At 72.6% G+C, this 18,319-nt stretch carries 12 protein-coding genes; 9 read left to right on the top strand and 3 right to left on the bottom strand.

Translation table 11 applies throughout. The features are described 5' to 3' along the window. The first annotated feature begins 11 nt into the window (after positions 1 to 11). The 7 genes from ABZT03_RS30190 (at position 12) to ABZT03_RS30220 (ending at position 12,256) form a co-directional block, all read left to right on the top strand. Positions 12 to 1,793, top strand: a complete 1,782-nt coding sequence (locus tag ABZT03_RS30190; RefSeq protein WP_356045162.1) for an ABC transporter ATP-binding protein — start codon at positions 12 to 14, stop codon at positions 1,791 to 1,793. Next, positions 1,790 to 3,688: an ABC transporter ATP-binding protein gene (locus ABZT03_RS30195; protein ID WP_356045165.1), complete on the top strand. Its 1,899-nt coding sequence runs from the start codon at positions 1,790 to 1,792 to the stop codon at positions 3,686 to 3,688. The genes ABZT03_RS30190 and ABZT03_RS30195 overlap by 4 nt, the downstream gene beginning before the upstream one ends. Positions 3,689 to 3,710: 22 nt before the next feature. Continuing rightward, positions 3,711 to 5,423, top strand: a complete 1,713-nt coding sequence (locus tag ABZT03_RS30200; RefSeq protein WP_356045168.1) for an ABC transporter ATP-binding protein — start codon at positions 3,711 to 3,713, stop codon at positions 5,421 to 5,423. Positions 5,424 to 5,514: 91 nt separating this feature from the next. After that, entirely contained in the window at positions 5,515 to 7,281 is a 1,767-nt protein-coding gene (locus tag ABZT03_RS30205) for an ABC transporter ATP-binding protein (protein WP_356045171.1), read from the top strand. A gap of 356 nt (positions 7,282 to 7,637) precedes the next feature. Next, positions 7,638 to 9,701 (top strand): M4 family metallopeptidase, encoded by a 2,064-nt coding sequence (locus ABZT03_RS30210; RefSeq protein ID WP_356045173.1) that lies wholly within the window; start codon positions 7,638 to 7,640, stop codon positions 9,699 to 9,701. A 306-nt stretch (positions 9,702 to 10,007) separates the two neighbouring features. Next, positions 10,008 to 11,675 carry a M4 family metallopeptidase gene (locus tag ABZT03_RS30215; RefSeq protein ID WP_356045176.1) on the top strand — a complete coding sequence of 556 codons (1,668 nt, stop codon included), beginning with the start codon at positions 10,008 to 10,010 and terminating at the stop codon, positions 11,673 to 11,675. Positions 11,676 to 11,746: 71 nt separating this feature from the next. Then, entirely contained in the window at positions 11,747 to 12,256 is a 510-nt protein-coding gene (locus tag ABZT03_RS30220) for a DUF1990 domain-containing protein (RefSeq protein ID WP_356045179.1), read from the top strand. A gap of 38 nt (positions 12,257 to 12,294) precedes the next feature. Here ABZT03_RS30220 and ABZT03_RS30225 read toward each other — a convergent pair whose 3' ends face one another. The 3 genes from ABZT03_RS30225 to ABZT03_RS30235 form a co-directional block, all read right to left on the bottom strand. Further along, a complete protein-coding gene (locus tag ABZT03_RS30225; protein ID WP_356045182.1) occupies positions 12,295 to 12,669 on the bottom strand; it encodes a DUF6086 family protein in 375 nt (124 codons plus the stop codon). Positions 12,670 to 12,771: 102 nt separating this feature from the next. Next, positions 12,772 to 13,077, bottom strand: a complete 306-nt coding sequence (locus ABZT03_RS30230) for a hypothetical protein (protein ID WP_356045185.1) — start codon at positions 13,075 to 13,077, stop codon at positions 12,772 to 12,774. A 147-nt stretch (positions 13,078 to 13,224) separates the two neighbouring features. Next, entirely contained in the window at positions 13,225 to 15,843 is a 2,619-nt protein-coding gene (locus tag ABZT03_RS30235) for a glycosyltransferase family 1 protein (RefSeq protein ID WP_356045188.1), read from the bottom strand. A 376-nt stretch (positions 15,844 to 16,219) separates the two neighbouring features. Between ABZT03_RS30235 and ABZT03_RS30240 the strand changes: the two genes are divergently transcribed. Further along, the gene (locus tag ABZT03_RS30240) at positions 16,220 to 17,422 is read left to right on the top strand and encodes a S8 family peptidase (RefSeq protein WP_356045190.1); all 1,203 of its coding nucleotides are present in this window, start codon (positions 16,220 to 16,222) and stop codon (positions 17,420 to 17,422) included. A gap of 217 nt (positions 17,423 to 17,639) precedes the next feature. Beyond that, positions 17,640 to 18,319, top strand: a 680-nt coding sequence (locus tag ABZT03_RS30245; RefSeq protein WP_356045191.1) for a maltotransferase domain-containing protein, incomplete at its 3' end; no start/stop codon positions are given.

Consider the following 18,319-nt stretch of genomic DNA (forward strand, 5'->3'; position numbering starts at 1 on the left):
GCTCGGCACTGATGTCCACTACACGTGCAACCGCCGAGGACCGCTCCGCCGTCCGCACCCTGCTGCGCCTGTGGCCGTTCGTCCGGCCGGTGCGGGCGCGGCTGTTCACCGCGGCCGTCGTCGCGATAGTCGCCTCGTGCACCGGGCTGGTCATCCCGCTCGTCCTGAAGTGGATGGTGGACGGGCCGGTCGCCGACGGCGACACCGCGGGCGTGTGGCTGGGGGCGCTGTACCTGCTGCTGCTCGGCTTCGCGGAGGCGCTGCTGTTCGGGCTGCGGCGGTGGCTGGTGGCGCGGCCGCTGTCGCACGTCGAGGCGGAGATGCGGGGCGGGCTGTACGGACACCTGCAACGGCTGCCGATCGCCTTCCACGACCGCTGGGCCTCGGGGCAGTTGCTCTCCCGGGCCACCACCGACCTCATGCTGGTCCGGATGTTCCTCGCCTTCCCCCTGACGTTCCTGCTGGTCAACGCCGTCACGATCCTCGTCGGCGTGATCATCATGCTGCTCCAGGACTGGACGCTCGGGCTGGTGATCCTCGGCCCGGCGATCCCCGTGCTGGTCACCTGCGTGGTCTTCGAGCGGCGGTACGCCGACGTGGCGCGGCGCGCGCAGGACCAGGTGGGGGATTTGACGACGGTCGTCGAGGAGAGCGTGCTCGGCATCCGCATCATCAAGGGCTTCGGGCGCCACCGCAGCCAGGCGCGGGCGTTCCGGGAGCTGTCGCAAACCCTGCGGGGCACGGAGCTGCACAAGGCGAGGCTGCTGGCGACGATCTGGGGTGTCATCGTGACGCTGCCGGAGGTGGCGGTCGGCGCGGCACTGGTGCTGGGGGCCGTGCAGGTGGCCGACGGGCAGCTGTCGGCGGGCACGCTGGTGGCGTTCCTGTCGACGGCGCTCGCCCTGCGCTGGCCGGTGGACTCCATCGGCTTCCTGCTGGCGATGAGCCAGGAGGCGGCGACGGCCACCGAGCGGTACTTCGAGGTGATGGACGCCGAGCCGGAGAACCCGGCGACCAGCGCGGACGGTCACCGCCCGGCCGCCGGGGACGGCGGACTGCGCTTCCACGGCGTACGGTTCCGCTACCCCGACGCCCCCGAGGAGACGGTCCCCGTCCTGGACCGGGTGGACCTGCACATCCGCCCCGGCGAGTCCATGGCGCTGGTCGGCGCGACCGGCAGCGGCAAGACCACCCTCACCGCGCTCGTCCCCCGGCTGCACGAGGTCACCTCCGGCCGCATCACGCTGGACGGCGCCGACATCACGGCGATGTCCCGGCAGGAGCTGCGCTCCCAGGTGGCCGTCGCCTTCGAGGAGCCCACCCTCTTCTCGGCGGGCGTTGGCGAGAACGTCCTGATGGGGGCCGCCGGCGACGCCGGGGCACCGGAGCTGGAGCGGGCGCTGGCCGTCGCGCAGGCCGACTTCGTGCACGCCCTCCCCCACGGCACGGACACCCAGGTCGGCGAGCAGGGGCTGAGCCTGTCCGGCGGGCAGCGGCAGCGCCTCGCGCTGGCCAGAGCCGTCGTCGGCCGCCCCCGGTTCCTCGTCCTGGACGATCCGCTGTCCGCGCTGGACGTGCACACCGAGGCCGCCGTCGAGGCCGCGCTGCGCGAGGTCCTGTCGGACACCACCGCGCTCATCGTGGCGCACCGCCCGTCGACCGTGCTGCTCGCCGACCGGGTGGCCCTGCTGTCCGGCGGCCGGATCGCGGCCGTCGGCACCCATCACGAACTGCTGCGGACCAACGCCGAGTACGCCCACCTGATGGCCGGCACCGAGGAGGACGAGCGATGACGGCGCCCACGACCACCGCACCGGGCCAGGAGCGGCCCGGCGGGGGACGGTCCGGTGACGGGCCGGCCGGCGCGGAGCACCCGGCGCCCGGAGCGGACGCCTCCGGCGACCTCTTCGACCGGGACGTCCTGCCCACTCCCCCGGGCGCGACGGCCGCGCTGCTGCGCTCCCTGCTCTCGCCGATGAAGGCCCGGGTGGCCGGCACGACCCTGCTGCTGCTGCTCCAGCAGGCGGCGGTGCAGGCCGGCCCGCTGCTGGTGGCGTACGCCATCGACAGCGCGGTGCCCGCCTTCCGCCGCGCCGACCACGGGCCGCTGGTCGCGGTGGCCGTGGGCTATCTGCTGTGCGCGCTGGTCTCCGGCGCACTGCAGTACGCGTTCGTCGTCGCCTCCGCCCGCGTCAACCAGGACGTGCTGCTGGACCTGCGCGGCCGGATCTTCCGGCACGCCCAGGCCCTCAGCCTGGACTTCCACGAGCGCTACACCTCGGGCCGGATCATCTCCCGCTCCACCACCGACGTGGAGTCGCTGCGCGAACTGCTCAGCGAGGGACTGCAGGAACTCGTCACGGTCGTCCTGTCCTTCGTCTACGTCTCGGCCCTGCTGCTCTGGCTGGACCTGGGCCTCGGCGCGGTCGCGGTGGCCTCCTTCGTGCCGCTGTACCTGCTCGTGCGGGTCTACCGGCGGCGCGCCGAGCGGGTGTACGCGCAGCGGTCCACCGCCATCGCCTCCGTCATCGTGAAGTTCGTCGAGACGATGAACGGCATCCGGCCGGTGCGCGCGTTCCGCCGCGAGGCCGTCAACGAGGCCGACTTCGGGGTGCTGAACCGGCGGCACGAGCGGACCAACGGCGACGCGCTCCTGGAGATGGCCCGCTATGTCACCGGCTCCCGGCTGGTCGCCAACACGGCCGTCGCGCTGATCGTGCTGTGGGGCGCCCAGCGGGTCGCGGGCGGGACGCTGGAACTGGGGGTGCTGGCGGCCGCCGTGCTGTACCTGCGCCGGCTGTACGACCCCATCGACCGGCTCGGCATGTTCCTGAACTCCTACCACTCGGCGGCGGCCTCGCTGGAGAAGATCGCGGGGCTGCTGGCGCAGACGCCGTCCGTGCCCGAGCCGGCCGCCCCGCGGCATTTGCCGCCGCTCGCCTCCGAGCACCCCGGCCGCGAGGTCGTCTTCGACGGCGTCCGGTTCGCCTACCGCACCGGTGGCGAGGTCCTGCCCCGCTTCGACCTGACGATCCCGGCCGGGCAGACGGTCGCCGTGGTCGGCTCCACGGGGGCGGGCAAGTCGACCCTCGCCAAGCTGCTCGCCCGGTTCTACGACGCCTCCGACGGCCGGGTCCTGCTGGACGGCGTCGACCTGCGCGAGCTGTCCGTGCCGGAACTGCGGCGCGGGGTCGTCATGGTGACCCAGGAGGCGTTCCTGTTCTCCGGCACCGTCGCCGAGAACATCGCCATCGGCCGACCGGACGCCGGCCGCGACGAGATCGAGCAGGCCGCGAAGGCGATCGGCGCGCACGACTTCATCAGCGCGCTGCCCGACGGATACGACACGGACGTCCGCAAGCGTGGTGGCCGCATCTCCGCCGGGCAGCGCCAACTCGTCGCCTTCGCAAGGGCGTTGCTGGCGGATCCGGCGGTGCTGATTCTGGACGAGGCGACCAGCTCCCTCGACATCCCGGGCGAACGGGCGGTGCAGCGCGCGATGTCGACGGTGCTGCGCGGGCGTACGGCGGTGGTGATCGCGCACCGGTTGTCCACCGTCGAGATCGCCGACCGGGTGCTGGTCATGGAACACGGCCGGATCGTCGAGGACGGCACCCCGGACGAACTCGTCGCGGGTACCGGAAGGTTCGCGGACCTGCACCGGGCCTGGCAGGACAGTCTGGCGTGAACCAGTCACTCGGGGGGACCTGTTGATCGACGCGTACGAGGACCCCGGCACACCCGACAGCCGGGGCGGAGCACGGTATCTGTGGTGGCTGGTGCGCCGCCAGCCCGGCCGCGCCGTCGCCGGGGCGCTGCTGGGCAGCACCTGGATGGTGCTGCTGGCGGCGACGCCGTACCTGATGGCCCGGGCGATCGACGAGGGGCTGGAGCCCGGTGACTCCGCGGCGCTCGCCGGCTGGTGCGGGGCGCTGTTCGCGGTGGGCGCCTTCAACGCCTGGCTGAGCATCATGCGGCACCGCACGATGACCCGGGTGCGCATGGACGCCAACTTCCGCACGGTCAAGGTGGTCGTCGGCCAGGCCCTGCGGCTGGGCGCCGCGCTGCCCCGGCAGGTCGGGGCCGGTGAGGTCGTCACGATCGGGGTGGGCGACGTGCAGACGATCAGCCAGGCCCTGACCGTCGTCGGGCCCGGTGTCGGCGCCGTCGTCGCCTATCTGGTGGTCGCCGGACTGCTGGTCGCCCTGTCGCCGGAGCTGGCCGCGGTGGTGCTGCTCGGCATGCCGCTGATCATCGTCGTGGTGGGGCCGCTGCTCACCCGGCTGCAGGGCACGGAGACCGAGTACCGCGAGCGGCAGGGCGTGCTGACCGCGCGGATCGCCGACCTCGCGGGCGGACTGCGCGTCCTCAACGGCCTGGGCGGCAAGAGCCTGTTCGCCGACGCCTTCCACAAGGACTCGCAGCGGCTGCGGGCGCAGGGCTACCGGGTCGGGGCGGTGGCCAGCTGGGTCCAGGCCCTCGGCGTGGGCCTGCCGACGCTGTTCCTCGCCGTGGTGACCTGGCTGGCGGCCCGGACGGCCGCCCGGGGAGACATCAGCGTGGGCCAACTGGTCTCCGTGTACGGCTATGTCGCGGTGCTGGTGGGGCCGGTCGCGTTCTGGGTCGAGTGCGGCTACCAGATCAGCCGCGGCCTGGTGGCCGCGCGGCGCGTCGTGCGGTTCCTGCGGCTGGAGCCGATGCCGGACGGCGGGACACGGGACGCGCCCGCGGAACCGGCGGCGCTGCACGACCCGGAGTCCGGTGTGCGGGTGCTGCCGGGGCGGCTGACCGTGCTGGCCGCCGGCCGCCCGGCCGACTGTGCCGCCGTGGTCGACCGGCTCGGCCGGTACGTCCCGACCGAGGCGACCTGGGGCGGCGTACGGCTGGACGAGATCGCGCTGCCGCAGCTGCGGGAGCGGATCCTGGTCGCCGACCACGAGGCCGACCTGTTCGCGGGCACGCTGCGGGAGCTGGTCGGCGGCCGGCTGGACCGGGAACCGGCCGACCTGGCGCGGGCCGTGCACACGGCGGTCGCCGACGACATCGTGCAGGGCCTGCCCGACGGTCTCGACTCGGCGGTGGACGCGCAGGGCCGCAGCCTGTCCGGCGGGCAGCGGCAGCGCGTCCGGCTGGTGCGGGCGCTGCTGGCCGACCCGGAGGTGCTGCTGGCGATCGAGCCCACCTCGGCGCTCGACGCCCACACCGAGGCCCGGGTGGCCGAACGGCTCCAGGCCGCCCGCCGAGGCCGTACGACCCTGCTCACCTCGACCTCGCCCCTGGTGCTGGCCCGCGCCGACACCGTGCACTACCTGGTCGACGGCAAGGTCGCGGCGACCGGCAGCCACCGTGCACTGCTCGACGGCGAGCCGGGATACCGGGCGCTCGTGGCCCGCGACACGGCGGCGGAGGACGCCGTGCGGTGACCTCACCGGCATCGGACCGGGTCTCGGCCGCCGCCATCGCTACCGCCGCCACCGCCACCGCCACCGCCACCGCCACCGAGGAGACCTTGCGATGAGTCAGCCGACATCCGGCCAACTCCCCGTCGCCGCACCGGCCGACGTCCGGCGGGCCGCCGCGCGGCTGCTGCGGGAGGACCGGGGGGCCTTCGCCGCCGTGGTGGGGCTGAACGCGCTGGCGGCGGCCGCCGGGCTGGCGGGGCCGTGGCTGCTCGGGCGGATCATCGACGACGTGCGCGCCGGGGGCGGGGTGGCGGCCGTGGACCGGCTCGCGCTGTGGATCCTGCTGTGCGCGCTGGCCCAGTTGCTGCTGGCGCGCTCGGCACGCTACGTGGGCCACCGGTTCGGGGAGCGGACGCTGGCGCGGGTGCGTGAGGAGTTCGTCGAGCGGACGCTGGCGCTGCCCGCCTCGGTCGTGGAGCGGGCCGGCACCGGTGACCTGACCGCGCGCGGGACCGCCGACGTGGCGACGGTGGGCACCACCTTGCGGGACGCCGGCCCCGAACTGCTCATCAACGGCGCGGAGTTCCTGTTCCTGCTCGGCGTGGTGTTCCTGCTCGATCCGCTGCTCGGCGCTGTCGGCGTGCTGTGTCTGCTGCCGATCTGGTGCGTCCTGCGCTGGTATCTGCGCCGGGCGCGGGACGGCTATCTTGCCGAGGGCGCGGCCACCTCGGACGTCGCCGAGATCCTCGCGGCGACCGCGGCCGGCGCCCGTACCGTCGAGGCGCTGCGGCTTCAGGACCGGCGGGTCGCCGCGAGCCGGGACGCCCTGGAGACGTCCCGGCGCACCCGCTTCTACACCCTGTACCTGCGCACGGTGTTCTTCCCGGTCGTCGAGGTGTCCTACCTGATCCCCGTGGCGGGGGTGCTGCTGATCGGCGGGGCGCTGCACGCGCGGGGCGTGATGAGCCTCGGGTCGGTCGTGGCGGCGGCCCTGTACCTGCGGCAGCTGAGCGAGCCGCTCGACCAGGTCCTCATGCGGATCGAGGACCTGCAGAGCAGCGGGGCCTCGTTCGCCCGCGTGGAGGGGCTGGCCCGGGCGCCGCGGGCCACGGCGGACGACGCCCTCGCGCCGGCCGGCGACCGGATCGACGTGACCGGCGTGCGGTACGCCTACGACCGCGGGGGCGAGGTGCTGCACGGCGTGGACCTGACCGTGCGACCCGGGGAGCGGCTCGCGGTGGTGGGGCCGTCCGGTGCCGGGAAGAGCACGCTGAGCCGGCTGCTGGCGGGCATCGACGCGCCGAGCGGGGGCACGGTGACGGTGGGCGGGGTGCCGGTGGTCGGCCTCGGCCCGGAGCGGCTGCGCCGGCAGGTCGTGCTGGTCACCCAGGAGCACCACGTCTTCCTCGGCTCGGTCCGTGACAACCTGCTGATCGCCGAACCGACCGCCGCGGACGGGGCGTTGTGGGCCGCCCTGGACGCGGTCGGGGCCGCCGACTGGGTGCGGGAGCTGCCCGAGGGCCTCGACACCCGCCTCGGCGACGGTGGTTGGCGTACCGACGGGCCGCAGGCTCAGCAACTCGCCCTCGCCCGGGTGGTGCTGGCGGACCCGCACACGCTGATCCTGGACGAGGCCACCGCCCTGCTGGATCCGACGACCGCGCGTCACACCGAGCGCGCGCTGGCCGCCGTGCTCGAAGGCCGTACGGTCATCGCGATCGCGCACCGGCTGCACACCGCGCACGACGCGGACCGGGTGGCGGTGATGGAGGACGGCCTGCTGACGGAGCTCGGCACGCACGACGAACTGGTGGCGGCGGGCGGGGCGTACGCGGCACTGTGGCACTCCTGGCACGGAGACCGGCCGGACCCGGCCTGAGCCGGTGGGCCCGAGTCACCCGGCCGCCGATCCGCCCGGCCTGCCGGCCCGCCGAGACCTTCCGGTCCCTCACCTGGCGGGCCGCCCGCACCCGACGGATCCGCATATCGAACATGAACTACCGGACAACGGAGTATTTCCGGCCAATCTCCTGACGCGCTCCTGACAGGAAGCGCAATCTCCTGCGACTCTTCCCACGGCCGCCTCACAGCAACCCCACAGCTTCGCCGCTGCGCCGGGTGGCCACAGCTCACGCACAACTGGTTCCGCGCAACGCCCCGTTCTGCCCGGACGGCCCATCCGCCGGCCGGTCTCCCCTGGTCGCGAGACCCGCGGCCACGCAGAAGGAGTCAGTGTTGAGTAGCAGTTCCTCTCACAGACGCACCTCCCACACCCCCCGCCGTCACACCACGCACCGCCGCGCCGCGGCCGTCGCGCTCGTCGGTGTCTCCGCCCTGATCGCGGCGGCCGTCCAGTCCGGCGCCGCCTCCGCGGCACCGGAACGGGCCCCGTCGGCGGCCGCCAAGGCCCGGCCGGGCGCCGAGTCGGTCCGGCTCACCCCCGCCCAGCGCGCCGCGCTGATACGCGAGGCCGACGCCTCCAGGGCGGACACCGCCAAGGACCTCGGCCTCGGCGCCAAGGAGAAGCTCGTCGTCCGCGACGTCGTCAAGGACGCGGACGGCACCCTGCACACCCGCTACGAGCGCACCTACGCCGGCCTCCCGGTGCTCGGCGGCGACCTGGTCGTCGACACCGCGAAGTCGGGCGCGACCGGCGCCGTCCGCAGGGCCACCCGGGCCGCGATCAGGCCGGCCACCACCTCAGCCGCGCTGCCCGCCGCCAAGGCGGAGCAGCAGGCCCTGTCCGCCGCGCGGTCGGCGGGCGCCACCTCACCGAACGCCGACCGCGCACCGCGCAAGGTGATCTGGGCCGGCAGCGGCACACCGACCCTGGCCTACGAGACGGTCGTCGGCGGGTTCCAGGAGGACGGCACGCCCAACGCGCTGCACGTCGTCACCGACGCCGCCACCGGCAAGAAGCTCTACGAGTACCAGGGCATCGAGACCGGTACCGGCAACACCATGTACAGCGGCACGGTCACGCTGGGCACCGCGCAGTCGGGGTCGACGTACAACCTGACCGACACCACGCGCGGCAACCACAAGACGTACAACCTCAACCACGGCACGTCGGGCACCGGCACCCTCTTCTCCGGCCCCGACGACGTGTGGGGCAACGGCAGCGCCTCCAACCTGGAGACGGCCGGCGCGGACGCGCACTACGGTGCCGCGCTGACCTGGGACTACTACAAGAACGTGCAGGGGCGCAGCGGTATCCGCGGGGACGGCGTCGGCGCCTACTCCCGGGTCCACTACGGCAACAACTACGTCAACGCGTTCTGGGACGACAGCTGCTTCTGCATGACCTACGGCGACGGCTCGGGCAACACGCACCCGCTCACCGCCATCGACGTGGCCGGCCACGAGATGACGCACGGCGTCACCTCCAACACCGCGGGCCTGAACTATTCCGGCGAGTCCGGCGGCCTCAACGAGGCCACCTCCGACATCTTCGGCACGGCGGTCGAGTTCTACGCGGCGAACTCCTCCGACGTCGGTGACTACCTCATCGGCGAGGAGATCAACATCAACGGCGACGGCACGCCGCTGCGCTACATGGACAAGCCCAGCAAGGACGGCGCGTCCAAGGACAGCTGGTACTCCGGTATCGGTTCGGTCGACGTGCACTACTCGTCGGGGCCGGCGAACCACTTCTTCTACCTCCTGAGCGAGGGCAGCGGCACCAAGACGATCAACGGTGTCACCTACAACTCGCCCACCTCGGACGGCCTGCCGGTGACCGGCATCGGCCGGGCGAAGGCGGAGAAGATCTGGTTCCGGGCGCTCACCACGAAGTTCACGTCCACCACCAACTACGCGGGCGCCCGCACCGGCACCCTCGCGGCGGCCGGTGAGCTGTACGGCACGACGAGCGCCGAGTACACGGCGGTGCAGAACGCGTGGGCGGGTGTGGCCGTCGGGTCACGCCCCGGTGGAGGCGGAGGCGGCGGCACCTCATTCGAGAACACCGCCGACGTATCAATTCCGGACAACGGGGCGGCCGTGACGTCCTCGATCACGGTGTCCGGGCGGACGGGCAACGCGCCGTCGAACCTCGCGGTCGCGGTGGACATCGTGCACACCTGGCGCGGTGACCTCGTCGTCGATCTGGTGGCACCCGACGGGTCGACGTACCGCCTGAAGAACTTCAGCTCCTCCGACTCGGCGGACAACGTGAACGAGACCTACACGGTCAACGCGTCCTCCGAAGTAGCCAACGGTGTATGGAAGTTGAAGGTCCAGGACCAGGCGGCCCAGGACACCGGCTACATCAACAGCTGGAAGCTCACCTTCCCGTAGGCCCTGCGGTCCGACAGGCCCCGAACAGGGCGCCGTCCCGGTGGTTCGACTCCCCGGGGCGGCGCCCTTTCCTTTGCCATGACCATGCCGACATGTGGTTGACGGTTGGCGCCGCCTTTACCAGGGCCGAGCCGGTTTACATTCCCGCAATGTTCACCCGATAGTCGATTTTCCGCCAACATCACTTCGGGGTCATGACATGTACGCGCCCTCGATGTCAGTCTTCCCCCAGCCGCTGCACAGCAACTTCACACCGCTTCGGCGGGCAACCCCACGCCCGCCGGACTCCCCCACAAAGGAGCTTGCGTGAGCCCCCTCTACGCGCGTCACAAGCGCACCACTCTGGCCATCGCCACCGCCGTCGCGGCCGGAGCACTGCTCACCACCGGACTGACCTCCGGCACCGCAGCCGCCCAGACCCCCGCGGACTCCACCGGCAAGACCGCCACGCTCGCCGGCGCCCCGGTGCAGCTGTCGGCGGCCGCGCGCACCTCCCTCGTCAAGAAGCAGCAGGCCGCCGCCGTCGAGACGGCCCAGGAGATAGGTCTCGGCGCCAAGGAGAAGCTGGTCGTCAAGGACGTCGTCAAGGACGCCGACGGCGCGGTCCACACCCGCTACGAGCGCACCTACGCGGGCCTCCCGGTGCTCGGCGGCGACCTGGTCGTCCACCAGTCGGCGTCCGGCGCGACCCGCGGGGTCACCAAGGCGGTCAAGGCCAGTGTCAAGGTCGCCTCGGTCAAGCCGCAGGTCACCGCCGCCAAGGCGGAGAAGCAGGCGCTGACCGCGGCGAAGGCCGCCGGTTCCGCGAAGACCAGCGCCGACGCGGCCCCGCGCAAGGTGATCTGGGCCGGCGACGGCAAGCCGACCCTGGCATACGAGACGGTCGTCGGCGGCCTCCAGGACGACGGCACCCCCAACGAGCTGCACGTCATCACCGACGCCGCCACCGGCAAGAAGCTCTACGAGTACCAGGGCATCGAGACCGGCACCGGCAAGAGCCTCTACTCGGGCTCGGTCACCCTCAACACGACCCTGTCGGGCTCGACGTACCAGCTGACCGACGGCACCCGCGGCGGCCACAAGACGTACAACAAGTCGCACACCACGACCTCCTCCGCGGGCACCCTGTTCACCGACGCGGACGACGCGTGGGGCACCGGCGCCGCCTCCAGCTCGACCACCGACCAGACCGCCGCCGTCGACGCCGCCTACGGCGCCCAGGTGACGTGGGACTTCTACAAGAACACCTTCGGCCGCAGCGGCATCAAGAACAACGGCGCGGCCGCGTACTCCCGCGTCCACTACGGCAACGCGTACGTCAACGCGTTCTGGGACGACAGCTGCTTCTGCATGACCTACGGCGACGGCTCGGGCAACACGCACCCGCTGACCTCGCTGGACGTCGCGGGCCACGAGATGAGCCACGGCGTCACCTCCAACACCGCGGGCCTGAACTACTCCGGCGAGTCCGGCGGCCTCAACGAGGCCACCTCGGACATCTTCGGCACGGGTGTGGAGTTCTACGCGGCCAACTCCAACGACGTCGGTGACTACCTCATCGGCGAGAAGATCAACATCAACGGGGACGGCACCCCGCTGCGCTACATGGACAAGCCCAGCAAGGACGGCGGCTCGTCGGACTACTGGTCCTCCAGCGTCGGCAACAAGGACGTCCACTACTCCTCGGGCGTCGCGAACCACTTCTTCTACCTGCTGTCCGAGGGCAGCGGCGCGAAGACGATCAACGGGGTGAGCTACAACTCCCCGACCTACAGCGGCACCGCGGTCACCGGCATCGGCCGCGCCAAGGCGCTGCAGATCTGGTACAAGGCGCTGACGACGTACTTCACGTCGACGACCAACTACAAGTCGGCCCGCACCGGCACGCTGAGCGCGGCGTCCGCCCTGTACGGGTCCACCAGCGCCGAGTACAAGGCGGTCGCCGCCGCCTGGACGGCGGTCAACGTCAGCTAGTCCTGGAGCAGTTGGCAAGGGCGGCCCCCGGAGCGACAGTTGCTCCGGGGGCCGCCCTACTCTTGGGTCCCATGTCCTTCACGTACGCCGACGTCGGCGCGACCCGGGAGGCCGGCTTCTGCCCGCCCGGCTTCCACCGCCTGCACGTGCGCACCCGCATCGGCGAGGGCCAGGAGGTGTTCCACCGCGCCTCCGAGGCCGTCCTCACCTGGGAGATGCACCGCGCCATGGGCGTCGGCATCGACACGAGCGCGGACCGGGCCGCCCGGGACGTCGACGTCACCGTCACCCTCGCCGGCATGATCAAGGCACCGTGCCGCGTGGTGTGGACGGTGGAGGAACACCGCCGCGCGGGCTGGGCCTACGGGACGCTTTCCGGCCATCCCGAGAGCGGCGAGGAGTCCTTCGTCGTCGACCGCACCGGCGACGGCACGGTGTGGCTGACGATCTCCGCCTTCAGCCGCGCGGCGAAGTGGTACGCCCGGGCGGGCGGCCCGGCGACCCGCGGCCTGCAACAGGCGTACGCCCGCCGCTGCGGCCTGGTCCTGCGAAAGCTGTGCGCCGGACTGGACGACGCCTGACCGTCCCGGGCCCGTCTCTCCGCTCCCCGGTCCTGCGGTCAGACGGGCATGGCCCGCGCGTGCTGGTCCCGCAGCACGGCCCAGGCCCGCTCCTGGTCCGGTCCCGGCATCGAGGGAGCGGGCCGGCCCGCCCGGTCGATGAGCACCAGGGAAGTGGAGATGAAGCCGAGGGACAGGGACCGTAGTATGCCCTGATCCGACGTGCTGAACCGGTCGACGGCCGCGGCGCAGAGCGCCTCGAAGTCCCGGAAGCCGATGACGCATACGCCGTCGACGGGCAGGGCGACGCCCGAGTCGACGCCGAAGACGCCGGCGAAGACCTCGGCGGTCCCGACGAAGGCGTGGGCGGCCTCGGCAGGGGGGCACCAGATGTCCCGGCCGGGCAAATCGCTGGAGTGAAACCTGAAATGCACTGCCGACTCAGTCAAAGTCCATGGTGTGGGTCTCCCGCCGATAGGGCTGCCTGACCAGCGCCAGACGCTGCGGCCGCCACAGGTCGTCCTTCTCGTTGAGGCTCAGCTCGCCGTTGCGGCGAAGCAGCGGCGCAGGGCGGCCGCGAGTGCCGCGTCGACGGCATCGTAGTTCTTGGCGGCCTCCCAGGTGATCGTGCCGAGCGTTCTGAGCTGTTCGGCAAGGTCCTTGCGGTGGAGTTTCCCGTTGTCGGCGAAATCCTTGAAGGCGTCGACCACGAGCTGGTTCCCCAGCTCGGTGTGCGCATGGTCGTCAGCGGGATTCGCGCGGCTGGTGAAAGCGTCGTAGATCCGCTGGAGTGCGCGCGAACACTCCCGTATGCGTTTGGTGTCCGCCTTCAGTTCACTCATCGCTTCTCGCCCGAGATGCCGCCCTGCCCCCGTACTTCACCTGTGCACGTCATCCTGGACGACCGTAGTGAAGCCGCTTATGGGAGAGGCATGGCGGGCATCAAGGGCGGGCAAAGACCACCGGGGATCCGCGCGGCGTGCTCCTTCTCAGCGCAGCAGCACCCCCGGGGCCTCTCCCGGTTCCTCCGACGGGACCGCCAGCAGGCCCAGTTCCGCGCCCGAGGCGAGGAGGCGGTGGGCGGGGAGGATGCGGACGGTGTAGCCGTAGGGACCCGTGCGGTCGAGGGAGAGCGGTCCCTCGTACACCCAGCGGCCCTCCGCGTCCGGGCCGCCCGCCGGTTTCAGCGGGACCGTCGCCGCGTCGGCGATCCGGTCCTCGGGGTCGACGCGGCCGGAGACCGCCTGGACCTCGACGTCGTCGGGACCGAGGTCGCCGAGCCCCACGCGCACCCGCAGCCCGAGCGTGGTGCCGAGTTCCGCGGTGGCCGTGGCGGCGGACGTCTCGACGTGGTCGACGGTCACCGCCGGCCAGGCCGCCCGCACCCGGGCCTTCCAGACGGCGAGTTCGCCGGCCGTGTCGGGGTCCATCGAGCGGTGGGCGAGGGCCGCCGGCGCGTACAGCCGCTCCACGTACTCGCGGACCATGCGCCCGGCCAGCACCTTGGGCCCGAGCAGGGTGATGGTCTGGCGGACCATCTCGATCCAGCGGTCGGGCAGGCCGCCCTGGCCGCGCTCGTAGAAGCGGGGGGTCACCCGCTGTTCGAGGAGGTCGTAGAGCGCGGCGGCCTCGACGTCGTCACGGTGGTCGGGGTCGGTGCCGGCGCCGTCCGCGGTGGGGATCGCCCAGCCGAAGTCGGGCTGGAACCACTCGTCCCACCAGCCGTCCATGACGGAGAGGTTGAGGCAGCCGTTGAGGGCCGCCTTCATGCCGGAGGTGCCGCACGCCTCCAGCGGGCGCAGCGGGTTGTTGAGCCAGATGTCGCAGCCCGGGTACAGCTTCTGCGCCATGGCCATGCCGTAGTCGGGCAGGAAGACGATCCGGTGGCGCACCCGCGGGTCGTCGGCGAACCGGACCAGTTCCTGCACGAGCCGCTTGCCGCCGTCGTCGGCCGGGTGCGCCTTGCCCGCCACGACGATCTGGACCGGCCGCTCGGGGTGCAGCAGCAGGTCCATCAGCCGGTCGCGGTCGCGCAGCATCAGTGTCAGCCGCTTGTACGACGGGACGCGGCGCGCGAAGCCGATGGTGAGGACGTCGGGGTCGAGCACGCCGTCGACCCAGCCCAGCTCGGCCGTGCCGGCGCCGCGCTGCCGCCAGGAGGCCCGCAGCCGCTCCCGCACCTCGGTGACCAGCTGCTCCCGCAGGTTGCGCCGCAGTTCCCAGACGTCCTGGTCGGGGATGTCCGCGACCGCGTCCCAGCGGTCCGAGCCGCCCACGGTCAGGGCGTCCTCGGTGCGCTGGGCGCCGATCTGCCGGGCGCCCAGCCGCAGGACCTCCGGCGCGACCCAGGTCGGCGCGTGCACTCCGTTGGTGACGGAGGTGATCGGCACCTCGGCGGCGTCGAAGCCCGGCCAGAGCCCGGCGAACATCTCCCGGCTGACCTGGCCGTGCAGCAGGGACACGCCGTTGGCGCGCTGGGCCAGCCGGAGGCCCATCACGGCCATGTTGAAGAGGTTGGGCTCGCCGCCCGGGTAGGTCTCCATGCCCAGGTTCAGGATGCGGCCGACGTCCATGCGCGGGAGTTCCGCGTCGGCGCCGAAGTGGCGGGCGACGAGCTCGCGGTCGAAGCGGTCGATGCCGGCCGGCACGGGGGTGTGGGTGGTGAAGACGGTGCCGGCGCGTACCGCCTCCAGTCCGGAGTCGAAGTCGAGGCCCTGGTCGCAGAGCTCGGCGATGCGCTCCAGGCCGAGGAATCCGGCGTGTCCCTCGTTGGTGTGGAAGACCTCGGGCGCGGGGTGGCCGGTCAGCCGGCAGTAGGTGCGTACCGCCCGCACTCCTCCTATGCCGAGGAGCATCTCCTGGAGCAGCCGGTGCTCGCTGCCGCCGCCGTAGAGCCGGTCGGTCACGCCGCGCTCGCCGAGGTCGTTCTCCTCGACGTCGGAGTCCAGCATGAGCAGCGGGACCCGGCCGACCTGGGCCAGCCAGATCCTGGCCCGCAGCTGCCGGCCGCCGGGCAGTGCCAGGGAGACCTGGGCGGGGCTGCCGTCGGCCTCCTTGAGCAGGGCGACGGGCAGTTCGTTGGGGTCGAGGACCGGATAGTGCTCCTGCTGCCAGCCCTCCCGGGACAGGGTCTGGCGGAAGTAGCCGTGCCGGTACAGCAGGCCGACGCCGATCAGCGGTACGCCCAGGTCGCTGGCCGCCTTCAGATGGTCGCCGGCGAGGATGCCGAGGCCGCCGGAGTACTGGGGCAGGGCGGCGGTGACACCGAACTCGGGCGAGAAGTAGGCGATGGCCGCGGGCAGCCCGGCGGTCTGCGACTGGTACCAGCGGTCGCCGCCGACGTAGTCGTTGAGGTCGTCCACGACGGCGTGCAGACGGCGCAGGAAGCGGCGGTCCTCGGCCAGCTCGGCGAGCCGCCGGGTGGGCACGCTGCCCAGCAGCCGTACCGGGTCGGCCTCGGAGGCGGCCCAGCGTTCCGGGTCCACGGACTGGAAGAGGTCGCGGGTCTCCGCGTGCCAGGACCAGCGCAGATTGCGGGCCAGGTCGCTGAGTGGCCGGAGGGGTTCGGGGAGCACGGGTCGGACGGTGAATCGACGGATCGCCTTCACTTGCCACCTCTCCAGACGTGCGGAAGAGGACGCACGGCACTGTGCGTCTCGTCGTCAACCTCGACGGTATAGGTGCGGAGGGCTTCGCAACTACGGCGCATCGCCCGGCGGCCTCCGATCGAGCGGTCCGCGGACGTCCGCGCCGGCCCATTACCGCGGCGCCGGCGGGGCGACGGGCGAGGCCCCGGGCGGCGTCCGGCGGCGACCAAGGACGCACCGAGGGCTCCTGAGCCGATTTGGCCGGTTCCTTCCCCTCAGGCCGTCTTGTGGCGCTTCACACCCCCGCGAGAGGCTTCCGGGTGGCGTACCGGCCGGGCCGGGGGGACTCGGCGGCCCGCGGCCGTCGTACGCCGAGTCGAGGAGGGGAAGACACACCATGGCACGGACGCGAACACGGCGTCTGCGCCGGGCGGGGGGCCTGATCGCGCTGGCCTGTGCCGCGGCGCTTTCGGCCATCACCCTGCCCGCGCACGGCGCGCCGGAGGGGCGCATATCCGGCGCCGGACAGCCCGGTTCCGTCGGCGGAAGTTACCTGGTGACACTCCAGGGGGGAACACAGGCCCGGTCGGCGGCCGGAAAACGCCTCGCCGAAAAGTACGGGGCGAGAATCAGCCATACCTACGACAGTGTGCTCAACGGCTACGCGGTGCGGGCGAGCGCCCGTCAGGCGCGCCGGCTCGCGGCGGACCCCCGGGTCGCCTCGGTCGCCCAGGACACCCGCGTCGCCCTCGACCGCATCCAGCGCGACCCGCCGTCGTGGGGCCTGGACCGCATCGACCAGCCGCGCCTGCCGCTGGACAGGAGCTACGGCCCGCCGGGGGCGGCGGGCGCGGGGGTGACGGTGTACGTGATCGACACCGGCATCCGGACCACCCACCGGGACTTAGGGGGGCGCGCGTCCTACGGCTGGGACTTCGTCGACGGGGACAGGGCGGCCGGGGACGGCAACGGCCACGGCACGCATGTCGCCGGCACCGTCGCGGGCACCCGCTACGGCGTCGCGAAGAAGGCGAAGGTGGTCGCCGTGCGCGTCCTGGACGACGCGGGCGCGGGGACGACCGCGCAGGTCATCGCGGGTGTCGACTGGGTCACCGCGCACGCCCGCAAGCCGGCGGTCGCCAACCTCAGCCTCGGCGGCCCGCACAACACCCAGCTGGACGCCGCGGTCCGCGCCTCCATCGCGTCCGGCGTGACCTACACGGTGGCGGCGGGCAACGACGGGACCGCCGCCGCGCTCCACTCGCCCGCGGACGTGCGGGAGGCGGTCACCGTCGGCGCGACCGACCGGAGGGACGCCAGAGCACCCTTCTCCAACCAGGGCTCCGCCCTCGACCTGTTCGCCCCGGGCGTGTCGATCACCTCGGCGTCCGCCGCGAGCGACACCGGCCGGGCGACCTATTCCGGCACGTCGATGGCGGCGCCGCACGCCGCGGGCGCGGCCGCGCTCTACCTGTCCGGCCATCCCGCGGCAACGCCCGCACAGGTGTCCAGAGCGCTTGTCGGAGCGGCCGAATCCAGGAGGATATCCGGCCGGGGACCCGGTTCACCGGACAAACTCCTCCAGGTGTCGGGCTTCTAGGGACAGAGGACGGGAACCGGCCCTTTCGTCCGGAACGGGGCCGGTCACGGGTGTACACATGCACGTGAGTAGTTAGTTACGTGCCGGATTGCTCACCCGAATAGGGTGGGAAGGCTCCCCCCGGTGTGTCCCCCCGGACGCACCACAGGGAACACTCCGCAGGACCCACCTCCCCACAGCCATCCGCCCACCCACGTTGACGCGGACAGGAGCGGTCATGCCCGCCACGCACCACTCGTCACCACCCACGACACCGAGCACCGAAGAAACCCCCACCCGCCCGGTCGCCGCCGGAGAGCCGGCCCCGGAGAAACCCTCCGCGGGCGACACCGCCGGCATCGGGCGCATTCCCGTCCTGGACGTCCACCCCGTCGTCCAGCACGGCCACCGGCCGGCCAAGGCCGTGGCCGGCGAGACGTTCGAGGTCTCGGCGACCGTGTTCCGCGAGGGACACGACGCCGTCGCCGCCAACGTCGTCCTGACCGACCCCAGGGGGCGGACCGGCCCCTGGACCCCCATGCGCGAACTGGCCCCCGGCAGCGACCGCTGGGGTGCCACCGTCACCGTCGACGGTCCGGGCCGCTGGACCTACCACGTGGAGGCCTGGGGCGACCCGGTGGCCACCTGGCGCCACCACGCGCAGATCAAGATCCCGGCGGGCCAGGACACGGACCTGGTCCTGGAGGAGGGCGCGCGACTGTACGAGCGGGCGGCCTCCGGCGTCCCCGAGAAGGGGACCGAGCGGTCGGTGCTCCGCACCGCCGCCGACGCCCTGCGGGACGAGGACCGTCCCACCGCCTCCCGGCTGGCGGCGGCGTTGACGCCGGAGGTGGACGCGGTGCTGGCGCGGTATCCGCTGCGTGAGTACGTGAGCGCGTCGGCGTCGCGGGAGTTGCT

It is taken from the genome of Streptomyces sp. NPDC005574 (assembly GCF_040605435.1).
GTDB lineage: Bacteria > Actinomycetota > Actinomycetes > Streptomycetales > Streptomycetaceae > Streptomyces.